This is a genomic window from Pseudoteredinibacter isoporae (assembly GCF_011602085.1).
GTDB lineage: Bacteria > Pseudomonadota > Gammaproteobacteria > Pseudomonadales > Cellvibrionaceae > Pseudoteredinibacter > Pseudoteredinibacter isoporae.
Genome location: NZ_JAAONY010000001.1, coordinates 1361594 through 1378632, shown reverse-complemented (window position 1 = coordinate 1378632; position 17039 = coordinate 1361594). Strand labels below are relative to the sequence as shown.

Below are 17039 nucleotides of genomic sequence, written 5' to 3'. Positions count from 1 at the left end.
TTTCTCTTTTTATCTATTCTTCTTTTAGCGCTTACGGGACATAAGCATTTGATTTTGGTACAACAGCCGCGCACCCTGTTGAAATAAAATCAGTGCGGCGCTGCATAACAAAGCCAGTAACCAGGTCGCGGAATCAACCATCAGGGGAAGCTGATAACTGACCGCCAGCAGCGCAACAAACAGCAAGTTGCGTCCAAACAACCACCAGGAAATGTTTTGCCTCGCCTCAGGACCATTGCAACCACAATCCAGGCGCTTGCGGCCACGCAATAAATTAATGCCTATGGCCAGTGCATAAGTCATGAGCAACAGTGCCGCCACCGGGACAGCAAAACGTCTGCTCCCTGGGATCAACAAGAAAACCGCAAGCAACACTTCCAGCATTGCCAAAACTCTCGCCAGTGCAGCACTCCAATTTGCAGGCGTCAGCTGATAAGCTTCGATGGCTTCAGCGCTGTAGGCCAAGTGACGAAACTTAGCCAACCCTGCCGTAAGGAATAAATAGCTGAACAACAGAACACAGGTACTTAGCAGGATGTTCATAGACACACCTATTTACGCAGAGCGTGCAAACTTAATGGCATAGCGGCGGCGCCACCGACCATGGTTTTCCATTTGCCGCTGTCAGCGTCGTAAACATCGATTTGCATATCACCATTCGTTACGGCAAGCAGCGGTTTTGAACCCCGGGTCACTTCGATAGAAACACCCCAGTTTTTCAACACAATTTTCTGAAGACGCTTTTTGCTCTTCACGTCATACACCCAAACTTCTGGGCCACCGGATTTATGAGTGCCATCTTTACCGTCTTTGTGCATGAGCAGATAAATTCTTCCGGCATCATCCATGGTGGTAATTTGCCAACCGCCAGGGCGCCAGTTTTCCGCCTGCTCTTCTTTTGTCAGCAGCGACCAGCTGCCCAGATCTTTCGGCTCATCAGAACTCAAGTCCACGACTCGCAGAAGACTTTTATAGCTGGGGAAGTAGGCGTGGCCTTTGTGGAACACCGGCTTATCGAAAAGCGGATCTTCATCGACATCAAACAGCGGTGGCAGTTTATTTTGTGTTGCCAATTTACCACTGGAATCCAATTGTGCCGTGAACATAGCGCCGTTACTGCACAATGAAGAGAAACCACGTTTACCAGTGGGGTAAATCAAACCGCACCCAGGAATTTGTACTTCTTCCACAATCTTTCGACTTTCTGTATCAATCACCGTCACAGATGCAGCAGGCGTAAAATTAAAGACCAGCAGAAAACGGTCATTGTCCACAAGACGCAGGGTATAGCGATGGCTGACCACCTGACCACGCTTGCCACCAGGTAAAACAATTTCGCCGCTTTGTTTCAGGCTTTCCCTGTCATAGATACTGATCACATCAGTGCGCTCACCACGAGTCGTGCGAGAGTAATGGGTTTCAGACACATACAGTTCGGGTTTGCTACGTGACTGAATAAAGCTGGCGAACTGCGCTGCATCCATCGCACCCAAGTAACGGCGAGTGGGTTTGGCCAAATCCAGCACCACCACCCGTCCAGCGACGAGAGCATCAAAGTTTGCATCGTGTGCAAACAACACCGAATCCGGCAATTCTTTTGGCAGGGTTTCATACACCGGCAAGGGTTCAGGTTGAATTTCCGCTTGCACCACAAGCGCGGCCAACATCAGCGGCCAACTGATCAACGAACGGATAGAGTCTACGCGAGCCATTGGGATACCTTCACTTATGTTGTTATTTTTGAAGAGTCTAGGTCAGTCGTACTATTTATGTCAACCGTACAAAATTCGACTTTTAAGTTTTGCGATTGAAAAGCCACTAAGGTATTGAGAACAAATGGTTTTTTATTTAGGCAAAAAATCGGAAACTCAGAGCTTGAACTGGAACGCTCCAAGCAAATAGGCGTTGACCCGAGAGAATATGACCCTTAGCATTTTGGGTCTATTGGCATTTTCGAGTGGGTTACTAGAATCACTCAAACGCCGAAACCGTATTTCTTAGCGACATGGAAGACAGGAGAATATGCGCTTAAAGCCCAGCCGAATCAGAACCTCAATTCAAGGCACTGTTACCTACTACGGATTTATCGTCATACTAAGCCTGTTCGCACTTCCCGCTTTTTCAGCAATGTACACATGGGTAGATGAGGCAGGACGCCGCCACTACAGTGACAAGGTGCCACCCAAATACAAAAGCCAGGCCAGTCTTGTGGGCGGTAACAAGACCAATGTAATGAAAAGCACTGAGGTACGGGAACGAAACCGGGAAATGGTCCAGCAAGTCTCAAAGCAAACTGTTCAACGTAGTAACAAAAGCAAATCCGCTAACCGTCCCGTATCCGCCGAAGAGTATGCCCAAATGAGCTGCCGCCAGAAATGGCAAGCCTTTCGAAACAGCGAGCAATGTTATTCGATGTGTGCCGATAGCGAGACCGTATACGGCGCAAGAAAATGGAGGAATGTCGCGCAATGCGGACATTGTTCCGACGTTAAAAAACCACTCTGCAAGGAAGAGTAGAACCTACACTTCACTGTCCCGGCGATATTCCTGAGGGCTGACTCCGGTCCATTGTTTGAACGCGCGGGTAAAAGAAGACGATTCTACAAAACCCAATTGCAAGCCAATTTCTGAAATGGCCGTGCTTTCCCGAACCAGCTTATCGATCGCGATATCCCGTCGCATGGTATCTTTCAGTTGCTGATAACTGGTATTTTCACTCCGCAGTTTGCGTCGTAATGTTGCCGTAGAAACATTCAACTTTTCAGCCACACGCTCAAAATCCGGAACAGGCCCTTCTTTGCCAACGGTTTGCAATAAAATGGCTTTGATCTGCGCAGTATAACTATTATCACTGCCCGGAATAACCATCAAACCTGCAGGAGCGTCCTGGAGAAAGGTGCGTGTTTCTGTCCAATCCCTTACCCTTGGCAGGCTGAGATATTGTGCATCGATGTAGAAACCATTGTATTCGCTTTCAAATACTCTGTGTTCGGGAAACAGTAATTCATACGCGCGTTGATTGTCTGGCGCCGGGTATGCAAAGTGATTTTCAAGGATCGGTATACGGGTATCGGTCAGCCAACACATCATACGATGGATACAGACCGTAATAAATTCCATCAAAAAAGCACTGACCTTTTCATAGCCCTGTGCGCGTTTCAATAAAAAACCGACCCGCCCAGCTTCGTGCACCAGACTGAATTGCCACTCAACACGCGTAGTATTTTGAAAGCGGCAACATTCATTGAGCATACCTTTCAAACTGTCGAACTGGAGCAGGTAGCGTGCCATCAAGGCAAAATAACCCAACTTGCAACGCTGGCCGGTCAATCCCCAATACTCATCACCGGATAATTCGCGCAGTTTCTGCACCAGACGAACATATTGTTCAGCGTGCACCACCGCAGAATCCTGGGCAAAAATATCGGCAGAAATATCCAACTCATTCAATAGCTCAGCCGTATCGATACCCAGCTCGGCAGCCTGTCGCAAGGGCGCTCGAATAAAGTGAATGTCGATCGTTAGCATAGTGAATCGCTGTCCAGAATCTGTTGTTTAAGAAAATAAAACATAACAAAGAAAAAGCCCCCAACTCAAGCGTTCGCTAAAGTCAGGGGCCTCCGAATGCTCAGCAGCAGGGGCTTACACTTCTACCAGTGCTTCACCCAACAAGGTTTGCTCACCGCTCGCTTTTGCGGCTTGAATTTCACAACGAGCCAAGGTTTTACCCTCTTGCTCCAACAGCTCGACAACTTTGCCACTGCAGGTAATCACATCCTGAAGCTGGGTAATTGCCGCGAACTTATTGTTGAACGTCTTCAGCTTGGCCTGTGGTTGCCAGTTTGTCAGCATTCTTCCCAAATACGCCATCGACAACATGCCATGAGCAAAAACATCGGGCATACCAGCGGCTTTAGCAAAATCGATATCGATATGAATCGGATTATGATCACCTGAAGCACCCGCGAACAGAGCCAAGGTATACCGGGAAATCGGAGCCAATTCTAACGCCGGGATTTGAGAACCCACTTGAATATCAGACATTTCGTTCTCCTTATCCGTTGCGGTAGACCAGGGTATTGGTAGACGTTGCAACCAATTCCCCATCCTGATTGGTGAATGAGTATTGCAAAGCGACAAACTCAAGCGCTCCGCCTTTCTTATCGAAAATATCAACAATCTTCGAGCTGACCGTTATTTCATCACCCGCGTAAATAGGCGCGAAATATTCAAACTCCTGGGAGCCGTGAAGGATTCGACCAATTTCCAATTTCAATGCCGTTACCACTGGAAACGGATCTTCGCTTTCCAGAGACAAGGTAAACGGAAAAGTCGGTGGCGCCAGCACGGATTTATGCCCGGCTGCCTTTGCTGCCTCTTCATTGAAATAAATCGGATTAGTTTCACCAATAGCCTTGGCGAAAAATTTCAATCGCCCTTTTTCAATGGTCGTTGTAAATGGCTCAAATTCGTGGCCAATAAATTTTTTGTCAATCATTGTGTCTTCCTATTCGCTCAACCTGTTAGCTGGCCTGGTATAAGGTAACCACTACAGCACCACCCAAACCCAGATTGTGTTGCAATGCCAACTTGGCTCCCGCAACCTGGCGTTGATCAGCCTGACCACGCAATTGATTCACCAATTCATAACACTGAGCCAGGCCCGTCGCACCGATCGGATGCCCCTTTGACATCAGACCACCCGATGGATTGACCACAAACTTACCACCATAGGTATTGTCACCGTCGGCAATAAACTTGCTTGCTTCACCTTCAGCACAGAGTCCCAGACCTTCGTAAGTCACAACTTCATTCGTGGTAAAGCAATCGTGCAGCTCCACGACATCAACATCACTAACGTCGACAGAAGCTTCCTCAAACACCTGTTTAGCCGCACGGCGAGTCATATCGGCACCAATCAGATCAATAGGGTTGTCCCAGGTTTGAGGGGTATCGGTGGCCATCGCCTGAGCCGCAATTTTAACGCCACCATCAATACCATGCTTTTTAGCAAAAGCTTCGCTGCAAACAATCGCAGCACCTGCGCCACACGTAGGCGGGCAACACATAGTGCGCGTCAGATAATCCATAAAGACCACCTTATCGTTTAATACCTGCTCTTCGGTAAGCGGTGTGTTAAACAGGGACAAAGGATTATTCAAGGCATGATTCCGGGTTTTCACCGATACCTTGGCAAAAATATCGCGACTCGCGTTATATTTCTCCATGTAATAGTGACCGGCTGCACCGAAGCAGCGCAGAGCCAAAGGTGCCGCTGGATAGTCCGCTTTATCGAGTACATCCAGAAAGTTATCAAAAGGCGATTCGCGATCATCCCAATGCGAACTTAATGCGCCAGGCTGCATTTCTTCAAAACCAAACGCCAACACACATTCCGCGGCGCCACTTTCAACCGCCTGCCTTGCAAGAAATAAAGCGGTCGAACCGGAAGAGCAGTTATTGTTGACATTGATAACCGGAATCCCGGTCATAAAAGCATCGTACAGTGCGTGCTGGGCGCAGGTAGAATCACCATAGATGTAGCTTCCGTAAGCCTGCTGCACCGCTGAGGCTTCAATACCCGCATCTTTTAAAGCACCCTGAATCGCTGTTGATGCCATCACTCGATAAGGCTCTTGCTGACCGGGCTTGGCAAACTTCACCATGTCCACGCCAGCAACAATTGCATTGCTCATGTTCATTTCCTCTTGTCGTTTGCCAAATTACATGCCAGGAATTTTGATGCCCAGATTGGTGAACACCGGCACGAAGGAATCGTTGGCGGTTTTGGGTTTTTCTGCATCGGTAAAATCACAAATCTGATCCCAGTTATCAGCCACGTCTTCCGCACTGAAACCTTCGCTCGGATTGAATTTTGCACCCTGGGTACGCTCCCACTGCAGTTTGGAAATCCAGCCCGCGCCTACCTCATACAAACCACCGCTCTCTTTGTTGTCTTCCGCGCATAGCTTAACAACGAGAGGCGTAATAAATTCGGGCTTCAATGCCTTAACCACTTCCGGGGGCAAAATGGTTTCAGTCATTCGAGAACCGGCCACCGGTGCAATCGCATTCACTTTGATATTCTTTTTGGCGCCCTCAATGGCGAGGGTTTGGGTTAAACCAAACAAACCCAACTTTGCGGTGGAATAATTTGCCTGGCCAAAGTTTCCATAGATACCGGCAGCGGAAGATGTATTGATAATACGACCGTATTCCTGCTCTTGCATGTAAGGCCAGGCTGCCTTGGAAACTTTGTACGCCCCCAGAACATGAACCCGATAAATGAGATCCCAATCCTGATCCGTCATTTTCGCAAAGCTGGTATCACGTAGAATTCCGGCATTGTTTACGACCACATCGACACGATCAAAATTATCAATAGCCGTTTGAATAATCGCGTCGCCATCTTCTACGGAATCATAGTTGGCAACCGCTTGCCCGCCCATTGCGGTGATTTCAGCAACAACCTTATCAGCCGCTTCACTGCCTTTACCTTCACCATGGGTGCTGCCACCCAGATCGTTCACAACAACTTTGGCGCCACGTCGAGCGAATTCCAACGCATGGGAACGGCCGAGCCCAGCTCCAGCACCGGTGACAACGACAACGCGATCTTCAAATTTCAGGGTATCAGCCATGGGCTTTTCTCCAATATAGGGTTGAAAAGCCAAAGTATGTCGCCCAGACAGAATGATAGGAATGCTTAAGATGGACAATGCGCTTAGCAAAATGTATCAAGTTGCCAGGCAGTCAGCCGGGAATACGGCTCGCAGGGATTAACAGCAGCGGGCCGGGCGGTCGTCCATCGCCTCTAAACGTTGACGATTGATCCGGGTCCAGTGGCGATTCTCATCACTGGAGAGTCGCAGCAGCTGCCGGGCCCATTCGGGCAGATCCGGGTTAATGGAGTAAAACACCCACTGCCCCGCTCGGCGGTCACTCAACACCCCCAGCTTGCGCAACTGGGCCAGGTGACGGGAAACTTTGGGCTGACTCAAATCCAGTGCCTCGGTCAACTCACACACACAAAGCTCATCTTCCTGCACAATCAGGTGCAGGGCTCGCAGACGGGTATCATCCGCCATGGCTTTGTAAAATTGAACCGGATCCAGAGTCACAAGACTGCCTTACTATTGGATAGGGAAAAGAATGGGTGGCACATGGCCACCCTCAATTCTTATTGCGCTTTAGTTTTCTGATTTCAGCTATTTAACTTCGATTACGCCTTCTTCGATTTTGGCCTGCCAGATCTGCGGGCCCGTCTGGTGAGCAGATTCACCGGTACTATCTACCGCGACGGTAACGGGCATATCTTTGATGTCGAACTCGTAGATCGCTTCCATACCCAGATCTTCGAAACCCGCCACTTTGGACGCTTTAATCGCTTTCGAAACCAGATACGCGGAACCGCCTACAGCCATCAGGTACACCGCTTTATTGTCCTTAATGGCTTCGATCGCTGTACTGCCACGCTCAGCCTTACCGACCATACCGATCAGACCGGTTTCTTCCAACATGGTACGAGTGAATTTGTCCATGCGAGTGGCGGTAGTTGGGCCCGCAGGACCAACCGCTTCTTCACGCACAGGATCAACCGGACCAACGTAATAAATAAATTTGTTGGTGAAATCGACGGGCAGCTTTTCACCTTTGGCAATCATATCGACCATACGCTTATGGGCGGCATCACGTCCGGTATACATTTTACCGGACAGCAAAATGGTCTCGCCGGTTTTCCAATCCTGAATATCATCTTTGCTTAGCTCGTCCAGATTTACACGGCGAGCATCGCCCACTTCCCAGGTGATCTCAGGCCAGTCATCCAAACTGGGCGGAGTTTGAAGAGACGGACCCGAACCATCCAAAGTGAACTTCGCCAAACGGGTTGCAGCGCAGTTTGGAATAATCGCTACCGGCTTGTTGGCCGCGTGGGTCGGGCAGTCCTTGATCTTGATATCCAGAACCGTCGTCAAGCCACCCAGGCCCTGAGCACCAATACCGAGATTGTTTACTTTCTCAAACAATTCCAGACGTAGCTCTTCCGCACGATTGCTGGCACCTTTTTCCTGCAAATCCTGAATATCGATGGGATCCAGCAAGGATTCTTTCGCCATGGCCAGCGCCTTATCCGCAGTACCGCCGATACCAATACCCAGAATACCGGGTGGGCACCAACCGGCCCCCATGGTTGGAACCATTTTCAACACCCAATCCACAATAGAATCGGACGGATTTAACATGGCAAACTTGGTCTTGGCCTCACTGCCACCTCCTTTTGCCACAACGTGTACATCCACTTTATCGCCAGGAACGATTTTGTACGTAATCATGGCCGGGGTATTGTCACCGGTATTCTTGCGGGCACCATCAGGGTCTGCCAATACCGAAGCACGCAGCTTGTTGTCCGGGTGGTTGTATGCACGGCGAACACCTTCATTCACCATGTCTTCCAGACTCATGTCGCCTTCCCATTGCACATTCATCCCCACCTTCAGAAAGACACTTACAATGCCGGTGTCCTGACAGATCGGACGATGTCCCTCGGCGCACATGCGCGAGTTAATCAGAATCTGGGCCATGGCGTCTTTAGCAGCCGGGTTGGCTTCTTTTTCATAGGCACGATGAACGGCCTGAATAAAATCTACCGGGTGGTAATAGGAAATAAACTGTAGGGCATCGGCAACACTGTCGATCAGGTCCTGGGGACGAATCACGGTAGTCATGGTGTTCTCTCTAATCAATTAAGGCTAATTACGGCTATGGTATTCGTTGTGTTTTAGTAAGCAGGCCACTTAGCGATGCGAAGGCATACTAAGCTGCTGGCTTAGTACCACCCTGCACACTATCAAGGCGCTTTTTAATATTCAGTAATTCTCGGTTTGTCGTTTTACGGTAAACAGTGATTGACTCGATGGCTTCTTCATTCTGTTTAACACGCTCCAAAATACCATTACGCAACTGGTCCAATTGCAGTGCCTGGGCTTCCAGGTCATTCAGGGCATTCTGTAAATCTTTAGCACGCTGCTGCAAGGTCGACTCCGCTTGTGTCAGGCGCGTCTCCTGAGCCTCGTTTGAGCTTTGCAGCTTACTGATCGAGTCGGCCTGAGCCGCCGAAGTCGTCGCTGCCTTTGAGGCATTGCTTGCGGCGCTCTTCAGTTTTTTATCCAAACTGGCCAGCTGCTTCTTATGCTGGTCAATGGTTTTGCGGTTGCGGTCGTAGGCCACCCCCCAGAGTTTGCGAATTTCAGAATCAGCCCACTTCATTTTGGCACGAATAGCTTCAACCGACTGATTGGACTCTTCGTTCGAGAAATCCAGCTTCTGTTCAAGTGCGGCAATTCGATCTTCCGCCGCGGACATAGCCGCCTGGGAAGCCTGCTTCTCCAACTGCCCCTGCCAGTAAAGATAGCCTGCCGCCGCGCCGGCCGCCAATGCCAATAGAAAGGCAAAAACCGCCAACCAGGACACCGAAGAACCCTGACGGGCTTGAGGACTGGCGGGAGGGTGAGCATAGGCTCTGGGTTCCGGGGCAGCCGCCTGCTGGCCAGTGCTTGTTTCAGGCTCGGTAGAGCCAACATCTCCAAAGGTCGGTTCGCGACGCTCAACACTCATAGATAGACCTATCCTATTAACAACTTCACTGCATGAAAACTCATTACAGCGGCTTTACAGAGGCCCTGATATCAAGGCCAGGCTGGCAATTTCACAGCCCCAGCATTCTACACGATAGCAAGGCCCTACACGATACCCGCCAATAGCGGGTGACACAGTCAACACACCCTAGACAGCCGCCAGGCGGATCTGATCAAACTTCGTACGCCGCTTAATGAAAGTTTACCTTTGTTAGCTTTTACTATCGGGAGGCCGTAGTCGCGGATACGTTTACCTCCGAAGCCAAACCTAAACTGTGCTCATTGTTTCAACCGACATGGAGTACACAATGAAAATGTCATTCACTATGGGCCTTGCCGTATTAGCATTGAGCCTGAATTCCCCATTGAGCTATGCCGCCGAGCCCAACTACGATTATGTGGACATCAGTGCAGGTGTAGCCCGTTCAAAAGTTAAAATTGGCAATCAGGATTTCAAACTCGATACCAACGTTGTGCGCGCAGAACTCAGCAAACGCATCAACGAGTTCAGTTATGTTCGCACTGAACTGGCCCAGGCCCGCACCGATGATCGTAACGGCCCGGCCAACAATCAACTGCGCTTGAACGATAAGGAAATTAACGCCAATGCGTCGATCGGGTTTATTGCCAAGCTCAATGAAAGCAATCACCTCGTTGCCGAACTCGGCATCAATCACAATGACTATGAAGACCACGGCCTGCTGCGTCAGAGTAATAATGCCGTCCCGTTCAAAAGTTCCGGAAAACAAACCGATGCGCTCTGGTCGGTGGCCTGGAAAACCGCAATTAGCGATGGCTGGGAATTAAATGTTCGCTATACTAAGGCGGGAGATGTGAGCAGCTGGAAACTCAACAGTCCTTTTGCCATCAGCAAAGACCTGTCGCTGGATTTGGCACTTATTCACAGCAAAGACGACAGTGATAAACGCCGCTACCAATCCAACGCTGCTACGGTTGGCTTGAGATTCCACTTCTAGCCACATAAGCCGCTAACGACAAGGCTCCCCTCCCAGGCTATGAACTTGTGTTCATAGCCTTTTGCGTTGACAGCACAGTGCTTACAACAAACCAAAGAAGCCCTCTGCGCCCTCGAATGTGACTGCCATAGAGATTTCGACTATGACAAAAAAAGACGCCACGGTGCTTATCCCGGAAGCCCAACTTATTGATGAACTCGCTCCGCATTGGAAAAAGCGTTTCGTTAAAGCTACTCAGATCATGCAGGATCGTTTCAGTGAAAACCTGAACTGGAATGATATCGCTGACGAATGTGCCATCTCACCCAGCCACTTTCACTACATGTTCAAACTGGTCTTCGGTGAATCTCCGGTGCATTACCTGCGCAGAATGCGATTAAAACAAGCTGTGTACAGCTTGTCCCTGGAGAAAAAAGCGGTCACGGATATTGCTCTCGAAACTGGTTTTTCGTCTTCACAGGCGTTAGCCAAAGCTTTAAAGCGGGAATTGGGCATGTCGGCATCGCAGATTCGACGCAGTAATCGACTGGAAGACGCCGACCTCTGGGATCAGATTATGCTCAAGCTTGGGCAACCTACAGAGAGTGAAACCAGCCTGGAAAAAGCGCTGTGTAAAAACCTGAAGTTTGAATTGGTGCATTTTCCAGAGCGCTATTTTTTCACCAGCAAACAGCAGGGTCACAACCTGGAAAACATCTTTAACGTCTGGTTCCAGATCACTCCCAAAGATATTGCCAACGGAATTTCGATTTATCATTGGAGTGCCGCCGTATCGCCAGCGTCACAACCTTTTTTTGTCGGTTATGAATGCGCGGCACATCAGTCGAACAAAACCCTGCCCGCTTCCCATTACTTGAGCACAACCGTGATTTTGGATTCTGGCACAGCCTATTCAGCCGCTTGGGATGCTTTATACAGCCACTTATTAGAACGAAATCTGGAACCGGATTACGACGCCGAGGTGTTCGAACAGATGAGCAATTTGCGGGACTATAATGCCAGGGAAATGGAAGTTTCTTTGTTTTTGCCCGTCAAAATAAAAGACCAGACGTAAAACCCAGCGACAAAAACCGTCGACATAAAAAGGCTTAAAAACAGTCAGAAAGACTAATGGCAGGGAGCAAAATTACAAGGAGTAAAAAGAAAAACCGCCAGCCAGGTCAGCTGGCGGTCAACAGCATTAGGCCATGTTCGCGTTAACGAATTCCCAGTTCACCAAAGCCCAGAAAGCTTCCATGTACTTAGGACGCGCATTGCGATAATCGATGTAGTAAGCGTGTTCCCACAGGTCAACAGTCAACAGTGGAGTAACGCCTTCTTCAGTCAGAGGGGTCGCCGCATTGCTTGTGTTTACGATCGCCACGCTGCCGTCAGCATTTTGAACCAACCAAGTCCAGGAAGAACCGAAGTTGTTGATCGCAGAAGTGGTGAACGCCTCTTTAAACGCGTCGAAAGAACCAAAGGCTTCATTGATTTTATCAGCAACAGCACCATTCGCTTCGCCACCGCCGTTCGGGCTCAAGCAGTTCCAGTAGAAGCTGTGGTTCCAGATCTGAGCAGCGTTGTTGAATACGCCGCCTTCAGAAGTCTTAACGATGTCTTCCAAAGATTTGCCTTCAAATTCAGAACCCGGAATCAAACCGTTCAGCTTATCAACATAGGTTTGGTGATGCTTGCCGTAGTGGTACTCAAGGGTCTCGGCAGAGATGTGTGGTGCCAGGGCATCCTGAGCATAAGGCAATGCAGGTAATTCAATTGACATAGTCGTTTCCTTATCTAGCGGCTATCGGTTGTATGTATCACGGTTGTCTTTATCGATTTTATAGACATCGAATTTATGGACGGGATTTTAGCACCTTTTGCTTTTCTATTTGCTTAAAGCTAATAAATTTTTTCTATGGCGCTATGGGGCACAGGACAACAACAGACATTGCAAATCATTTGCATTAACATTAGCATCAGTATAATCAACCCATAGTGATGTCAAAAGAGATCTCACGAGTGACCTCAAAAGGAGCACAGCATGAAAAAACTAACACTCGGCCTGATGGCGAGCAGCTTGAGCGGAATGGCATTGGCACACCCAGGCCACGATCACGGTCACTGGGCTGCAGAACCCATCCACCTGTTGACCGCCTTGGCCATCGCTTCGGTAATCGGTACCGCTGTCTATGTGTATCGCAAGCAGAAAGCTGAAAAGCAAGACTAAGCTCAACGAATAAACAGGGGAAAAACCATGCACAAGCTACTGTCTTTTTTCGACAAACACATCCCGAGCGCCAGCGCTCACTGCGATATTCCTTGCGGCATCTACGATCCTGCGACGGCACAGATCGCCGCTCTGACCGCCATTCGCATGATCGATCAGATTAACGAGTTGGCGGAGAAAGGTGAATTGAGTCTGGCAGATCAGGCCAAGCTGGGACGCCTGGTTGCTGAAAAGGAAAGTCACTGCAACAAAGCCAAGGAAGAAGTCCGTATTATTTGGGGTGATTATTTCAAAGCACCCCAGTTTGAAAAATTTCCAGGCACCCATGAGCTGGCCCACAATATCATGCTGCAAGGCTCCAAGGTTCGCCAACACATTGACCGTGATATGGCGGTAGAATTTTTGAACCTGATCAATCAGTTCGCAGAAAACTTCTGGGCAAGCAAAGGTGTCGATACTTTTACCGCAACCTGTCCATATGCGCCTGCCGAACAGGTGGTTTACCCGAAACTGGGCTAAGCCGGTATGCTGCGTTTGTACAAAGTCACAGGCGACAGCATGAGTCCCCGCTTTCAAAGCGGGGATTATCTTCTTTTATCCACCGTTTTTTTTCGTCTCCGCCCGGAAGAATTTCTGGTTTACCAACACCCGGAATTCGGTGTTATTTTTAAACAGATTTCCAGCCTTCAAGGCAAACACTTTCACCTGCGCAGCTGCAACCCCACGGGCATCAGCCAGGAAAAAATTGGACGTTGTGACAGAAGCAAAATCGTCGGCAAAATGCTTTGGCACTTTGAACAGCCGAATTAATTCAGCTGTTGAGTGATCAAGAAAGGCGGGAGCGCATGCGCGCCCCGAGAGAGAAATCAGGACTCGCCTTGTCCGCAATCCACCTTGCTGCGTTTATGCCCGGCCATCACCGCATTGCGCTCTTCTTTATTAACCCACATTGGCGGTAACTCCTGAACCAGCAATCGAAAATCATCACCGGAAAGCTCTTCGCCCTCAGTTACCGCTGTGATGTAGGCAATCTTGAGATCAGGGTTCAGCTTTAACAGCTCGGCACCCGTTCCCAGCCCACCCTCGGTATGAAATCGGCCGGCAACATGAAATACACGACGCTCTGGATTCTCCTCCACGTGCAAGGCAATCGATTCCGCCATGGTGGCATCCCAGGTCATCTGTGCACCGAACATTTTTCCAATACGCTCTTCAGAAAGGCTCATCCCTTTCATGTTACCCAGAAATTTCTGACGGTACGGAGAATCGCTGATGTCCACCTTAGCGGCAACCAAAGCACGCTCTTCACCCTCAATTGAATCCAGATAATCCGGACCCACACGCCCAACACACTTCACGTATTTACGCGGGGCATTGGCGGCGACTACCGGCAACTTCTGGTGGCGGGCGATTTCGACCATGGGGCGATAATCACTTTTGTAGTTATCCCAGGCCTTGGTGTTTTTCAGTAAGGTACTCTCGCCAATTTCACCGGCCAGATAACGATTTAACTCAGCCTGGTCGGCACGGGTGAAATGCTCCATGGATAAGCTCAGCGGCCTGTCATTTCCCGCAAGCGCGGCCATGAGCTTCGCCTGAAAAAGATGCACGGCGGGGTGGGCATGCCATTCCCCAACCATCACAACGTCCGCATCATCCAAGTCTTTCAGGAGCTGAGCCATCCCCAGGGGCTGACCGGCTTTATCTTGCAACTGGTAATCATACAAACTGGCAACAGCCTTCATCTGTGCCATCTCCTCTGTTGCACTGGCGCGTTCCTGAGTCGTTGCCGTACCAACACAGCCACTCAGTAGAATCGATAATGGTAACAGCGCATAACGGACATGGCGTAGCTTGGCAGACAGCATGGACATAAAGACCCCAAGTAAAAGCCCAGCATTCTAGTCCTCATGAGCACAATTAGCAATGATTACCATTTGCAATTAAGGGCGAGCTTTACTTTGAATCCCGCATATTAAACCGGCACAAAAAAGGGCGCTTGCAAAACAAGCGCCCTTTTCAGGCAAAACTCTATACATTAGAGCTTTTGAATGGGGGGGCTTACATCATGCCGCCCATGCCACCCATTCCGCCCATGCCACCCATATCTGGCATGCCACCACCGGCGCCAGCTTCGGCAGGCTGATCAGCAACCATCGCTTCGGTAGTGATCATCAGACCAGCGATAGAACCCGCCGCCTGCAATGCACTTCGAGTTACTTTGGCCGGGTCCAGAATACCCATTTCCAGCATATCGCCGTACTCACCAGTACCGGCGTTATAGCCCTGATTACCTTCAGCTTGTTTTACCTTGTCCGCAACAACAGAGGCTTCGTCACCTGCATTGCTTACGATCTGGCGCAGTGGTGCTTCCATAGCGCGACGGGCAATTCCCACACCTGCGGTCTGGTCATCATTGGCACCTTCCAGATCAGAGATAGCCGCAACAGCACGCAACAGAGCGGTACCACCGCCAGGTACAACGCCCTCTTCTACCGCAGCGCGGGTTGCATGCAGAGCATCTTCTACACGAGCTTTCTTCTCTTTCATTTCAACTTCGGTAGCTGCGCCAACCTTAATAACCGCAACACCGCCAGCCAGTTTAGCTACACGCTCTTGCAGCTTCTCACGATCGTAATCGGAAGAAGTCTCTTCGATCTGAGCACGGATTTGAGCTACACGTGCTTCGATTTCACCCGCTTCACCAGCACCGTCAACAATGGTGGTGTTTTCTTTGCTCATGGTTACGCGCTTGGCGGTACCCAGGTGCTCAAGAGTGGTGCTTTCCAGATCCAGGCCTACTTCTTCAGAGATGACCGTAGCGCCAGTCAGGGTAGCGATGTCTTGTAACATGGCTTTACGGCGATCACCGAAACCAGGCGCTTTACACGCCGCAACTTTCACGATGCCACGCATATTGTTTACAACCAGAGTGGCCAGCGCTTCGCCTTCTACGTCTTCAGCGATGATTACCAGAGGCTTACCCGCTTTAGCTACCGCTTCCAGCGTTGGCAACAGCTCACGGATGTTGGAGATTTTCTTGTCAACCAACAACAGGAATGGCACTTCGTGTTCTACGGCCATACTTTCCTGATTGGTGATGAAGTAAGGAGACAGGTAACCGCGATCAAACTGCATACCTTCTACAACGTCCAGCTCATTTTCCAGAGCATTACCCTCTTCGACGGTAATAACGCCTTCCTTACCAACTTTGTCCATGGCTTCAGCGATGATTTGACCCACAGAAGAGTCGTCATTCGCAGAAACGGTACCCACCTGGGCAATAGACTTGCTGTCGGCACAAGGTTGAGCAATAGACTGGATATGTTCAACAGCTGCGACAACGGCTTTGTCGATACCACGCTTCAAATCCATTGGGTTCATGCCAGCCGCTACCGACTTCAAGCCTTCGTTCACAATTGCTTGAGCCAGAACGGTAGCTGTCGTAGTACCATCACCAGCATCATCATTCGCCTTGGAAGCCACTTCTTTCACCATCTGGGCGCCCATATTTTCGAACTTGTCAGCCAGCTCGATATCTTTTGCAACGGATACGCCGTCTTTGGTTACGGTTGGCGCACCAAAGGACTTATCCAGAACAACGTTGCGACCTTTAGGGCCCAAGGTGGTTTTTACTGCGTCAGCCAGGATGTTTACACCCGCCAACATTCTCTGGCGAGCGTCATCACCAAACAATACGTCTTTAGCCATGATTCAAATTTCCTTCAAATTTGTGTCTTAAGGGGGTATGCGAGGGCTGGTCTTAGCCTTCCAATACGCCGTAAATTTCGCTTTCGCTCAGGATCAGCAACTCTTCGCCATCAACCTGTACGGTGTTGCTGCCAGAGTACTTACCGAATACTACGATATCGCCTTCTTTTACAGACATTGGGCGAACTTCACCACTGTCGGTAACGCGACCAGTGCCTACGGCGACAACGACGCCCTGGGCTGGTTTTTCCTGAGCAGAGCCAGGCAGGACAATACCGCCAGCGGAAGTAGCTTCTTCTTCCTGACGACGAACCACAACACGATCGTGCAAGGGACGAATTTTCATCAACTTTCTCCAAACGTTTGCCTTCTACGGAAGGCCTTATTGAACTTGATCCGTACCAGCGATGCGCCGGCCTAGATGCCTATATTGTGCCGCTCACAGGGGTTTCAAGCCTATGGGGCGAAATTCTCGCGGGTTTATCCCGACTCTAGGCAATGATGGGG

Annotated in this window: 20 protein-coding genes; 6 read left to right on the top strand and 14 right to left on the bottom strand. The window is 49.7% G+C overall.

From position 1 onward, the window contains the following. Positions 1–24: 24 nt before the first annotated feature. Positions 25–543 (bottom strand): MauE/DoxX family redox-associated membrane protein, encoded by a 519-nt coding sequence (locus G8768_RS06075; protein ID WP_166849837.1) that lies wholly within the window; start codon positions 541–543, stop codon positions 25–27. Between the two features lie 8 nt (positions 544–551). Continuing rightward, positions 552–1712 carry an amine dehydrogenase large subunit gene (locus tag G8768_RS06070; RefSeq protein WP_166849840.1) on the bottom strand — a complete coding sequence of 387 codons (1161 nt, stop codon included), beginning with the start codon at positions 1710–1712 and terminating at the stop codon, positions 552–554. 310 nt (positions 1713–2022) lie between these two features. On the opposite strand from G8768_RS06070, the gene G8768_RS06065 reads away from it, so the two are divergent. Then, positions 2023–2517, top strand: coding sequence for a DUF4124 domain-containing protein (locus tag G8768_RS06065; RefSeq protein WP_166849843.1), 495 nt, complete (start codon positions 2023–2025; stop codon positions 2515–2517). Positions 2518–2520: 3 nt separating this feature from the next. Here the strand turns inward: G8768_RS06065 and G8768_RS06060 are convergent, their stop codons facing one another. The 8 genes from G8768_RS06060 to G8768_RS06025 form a co-directional block, all read right to left on the bottom strand. Continuing rightward, positions 2521–3528 (bottom strand): AraC family transcriptional regulator, encoded by a 1008-nt coding sequence (locus G8768_RS06060; RefSeq protein WP_166849846.1) that lies wholly within the window; start codon positions 3526–3528, stop codon positions 2521–2523. 114 nt (positions 3529–3642) lie between these two features. Further along, on the bottom strand, positions 3643–4044 hold the full coding sequence (locus tag G8768_RS06055; RefSeq protein ID WP_166849851.1) for a MaoC family dehydratase: 402 nt from the start codon (positions 4042–4044) through the stop codon (positions 3643–3645). Positions 4045–4054: 10 nt separating this feature from the next. Continuing rightward, positions 4055–4498: a MaoC family dehydratase N-terminal domain-containing protein gene (locus G8768_RS06050; protein ID WP_166849855.1), complete on the bottom strand. Its 444-nt coding sequence runs from the start codon at positions 4496–4498 to the stop codon at positions 4055–4057. A 25-nt stretch (positions 4499–4523) separates the two neighbouring features. Further along, positions 4524–5696 (bottom strand): lipid-transfer protein, encoded by a 1173-nt coding sequence (locus G8768_RS06045; RefSeq protein WP_166849858.1) that lies wholly within the window; start codon positions 5694–5696, stop codon positions 4524–4526. Between the two features lie 27 nt (positions 5697–5723). Beyond that, on the bottom strand, positions 5724–6641 hold the full coding sequence (locus tag G8768_RS06040) for an SDR family oxidoreductase (RefSeq protein WP_166849861.1): 918 nt from the start codon (positions 6639–6641) through the stop codon (positions 5724–5726). Between the two features lie 138 nt (positions 6642–6779). Further along, positions 6780–7121: a metalloregulator ArsR/SmtB family transcription factor gene (locus tag G8768_RS06035; protein WP_341800979.1), complete on the bottom strand. Its 342-nt coding sequence runs from the start codon at positions 7119–7121 to the stop codon at positions 6780–6782. A gap of 87 nt (positions 7122–7208) precedes the next feature. Next, positions 7209–8726 carry a fumarate hydratase gene (locus tag G8768_RS06030; RefSeq protein ID WP_166849864.1) on the bottom strand — a complete coding sequence of 506 codons (1518 nt, stop codon included), beginning with the start codon at positions 8724–8726 and terminating at the stop codon, positions 7209–7211. 88 nt (positions 8727–8814) lie between these two features. Then, positions 8815–9615 (bottom strand): hypothetical protein, encoded by an 801-nt coding sequence (locus G8768_RS06025; protein WP_166849867.1) that lies wholly within the window; start codon positions 9613–9615, stop codon positions 8815–8817. Between the two features lie 328 nt (positions 9616–9943). Here G8768_RS06025 and G8768_RS06020 point away from each other — a divergent pair, with 328 nt between their 5' ends. Further along, a complete protein-coding gene (locus tag G8768_RS06020; RefSeq protein WP_166849870.1) occupies positions 9944–10612 on the top strand; it encodes an outer membrane beta-barrel protein in 669 nt (222 codons plus the stop codon). Between the two features lie 142 nt (positions 10613–10754). Then, positions 10755–11666 carry an AraC family transcriptional regulator gene (locus G8768_RS06015; RefSeq protein WP_166849878.1) on the top strand — a complete coding sequence of 304 codons (912 nt, stop codon included), beginning with the start codon at positions 10755–10757 and terminating at the stop codon, positions 11664–11666. Positions 11667–11792: 126 nt separating this feature from the next. On the opposite strand, the gene sodB is transcribed toward G8768_RS06015, so the two are convergent. Further along, complete coding sequence (sodB, locus tag G8768_RS06010) at positions 11793–12374, bottom strand: superoxide dismutase [Fe] (RefSeq protein WP_166849884.1); 582 nt, start codon at positions 12372–12374, stop codon at positions 11793–11795. 261 nt (positions 12375–12635) lie between these two features. Between sodB and G8768_RS06005 the strand changes: the two genes are divergently transcribed. The 3 genes from G8768_RS06005 to G8768_RS05995 are packed head-to-tail and all read left to right on the top strand — an operon-like array spanning position 12636 to position 13631. Continuing rightward, positions 12636–12821, top strand: coding sequence for a hypothetical protein (locus G8768_RS06005; RefSeq protein ID WP_166849890.1), 186 nt, complete (start codon positions 12636–12638; stop codon positions 12819–12821). 27 nt (positions 12822–12848) lie between these two features. Continuing rightward, positions 12849–13340 (top strand): superoxide dismutase, Ni, encoded by a 492-nt coding sequence (sodN, locus tag G8768_RS06000; RefSeq protein WP_166849896.1) that lies wholly within the window; start codon positions 12849–12851, stop codon positions 13338–13340. Positions 13341–13346: 6 nt separating this feature from the next. Further along, the gene (locus G8768_RS05995) at positions 13347–13631 is read left to right on the top strand and encodes a S24/S26 family peptidase (protein WP_279545102.1); all 285 of its coding nucleotides are present in this window, start codon (positions 13347–13349) and stop codon (positions 13629–13631) included. Positions 13632–13687: 56 nt separating this feature from the next. Here the strand turns inward: G8768_RS05995 and G8768_RS05990 are convergent, their stop codons facing one another. The 3 genes from G8768_RS05990 to G8768_RS05980 all read right to left on the bottom strand — a co-directional run bounded on the left by G8768_RS05990 (position 13688) and on the right by G8768_RS05980 (position 16878). Beyond that, the gene (locus tag G8768_RS05990) at positions 13688–14695 is read right to left on the bottom strand and encodes a ChaN family lipoprotein (protein ID WP_166849906.1); all 1008 of its coding nucleotides are present in this window, start codon (positions 14693–14695) and stop codon (positions 13688–13690) included. Positions 14696–14882: 187 nt separating this feature from the next. Then, positions 14883–16535 carry a chaperonin GroEL gene (gene groL / locus G8768_RS05985; RefSeq protein ID WP_166853341.1) on the bottom strand — a complete coding sequence of 551 codons (1653 nt, stop codon included), beginning with the start codon at positions 16533–16535 and terminating at the stop codon, positions 14883–14885. Positions 16536–16584: 49 nt separating this feature from the next. Next, entirely contained in the window at positions 16585–16878 is a 294-nt protein-coding gene (locus G8768_RS05980; RefSeq protein WP_166849911.1) for a co-chaperone GroES, read from the bottom strand. Between the last annotated feature and the right edge of the window lie 161 nt (positions 16879–17039).

Excerpts from the sequence above, each read along its gene's own strand:
- G8768_RS06050 (WP_166849855.1), bottom strand. The coding sequence starts at position 4,498 with ATGATTGACAAAAAATTTATTGGCCACGAATTTGAGCCATTTACAACG.
- G8768_RS06070 (WP_166849840.1), bottom strand. The coding sequence starts at position 1,712 with ATGGCTCGCGTAGACTCTATCCGTTCGTTGATCAGTTGGCCGCTGATG.
- sodB (WP_166849884.1), bottom strand. The coding sequence starts at position 12,374 with ATGTCAATTGAATTACCTGCATTGCCTTATGCTCAGGATGCCCTGGCA.
- G8768_RS06015 (WP_166849878.1), top strand. The coding sequence starts at position 10,755 with ATGACAAAAAAAGACGCCACGGTGCTTATCCCGGAAGCCCAACTTATT.
- G8768_RS06030 (WP_166849864.1), bottom strand. The coding sequence starts at position 8,726 with ATGACTACCGTGATTCGTCCCCAGGACCTGATCGACAGTGTTGCCGAT.
- G8768_RS06020 (WP_166849870.1), top strand. The coding sequence starts at position 9,944 with ATGAAAATGTCATTCACTATGGGCCTTGCCGTATTAGCATTGAGCCTG.
- G8768_RS05980 (WP_166849911.1), bottom strand. The coding sequence starts at position 16,878 with ATGAAAATTCGTCCCTTGCACGATCGTGTTGTGGTTCGTCGTCAGGAA.
- G8768_RS06040 (WP_166849861.1), bottom strand. The coding sequence starts at position 6,641 with ATGGCTGATACCCTGAAATTTGAAGATCGCGTTGTCGTTGTCACCGGT.
- sodN (WP_166849896.1), top strand. The coding sequence starts at position 12,849 with ATGCACAAGCTACTGTCTTTTTTCGACAAACACATCCCGAGCGCCAGC.
- G8768_RS06005 (WP_166849890.1), top strand. The coding sequence starts at position 12,636 with ATGAAAAAACTAACACTCGGCCTGATGGCGAGCAGCTTGAGCGGAATG.
- G8768_RS05995 (WP_279545102.1), top strand. The coding sequence starts at position 13,347 with ATGCTGCGTTTGTACAAAGTCACAGGCGACAGCATGAGTCCCCGCTTT.
- G8768_RS06045 (WP_166849858.1), bottom strand. The coding sequence starts at position 5,696 with ATGAGCAATGCAATTGTTGCTGGCGTGGACATGGTGAAGTTTGCCAAG.
- G8768_RS06060 (WP_166849846.1), bottom strand. The coding sequence starts at position 3,528 with ATGCTAACGATCGACATTCACTTTATTCGAGCGCCCTTGCGACAGGCT.
- G8768_RS06025 (WP_166849867.1), bottom strand. The coding sequence starts at position 9,615 with ATGAGTGTTGAGCGTCGCGAACCGACCTTTGGAGATGTTGGCTCTACC.
- G8768_RS06065 (WP_166849843.1), top strand. The coding sequence starts at position 2,023 with ATGCGCTTAAAGCCCAGCCGAATCAGAACCTCAATTCAAGGCACTGTT.
- G8768_RS06075 (WP_166849837.1), bottom strand. The coding sequence starts at position 543 with ATGAACATCCTGCTAAGTACCTGTGTTCTGTTGTTCAGCTATTTATTC.
- G8768_RS05990 (WP_166849906.1), bottom strand. The coding sequence starts at position 14,695 with ATGTCCATGCTGTCTGCCAAGCTACGCCATGTCCGTTATGCGCTGTTA.
- G8768_RS06055 (WP_166849851.1), bottom strand. The coding sequence starts at position 4,044 with ATGTCTGATATTCAAGTGGGTTCTCAAATCCCGGCGTTAGAATTGGCT.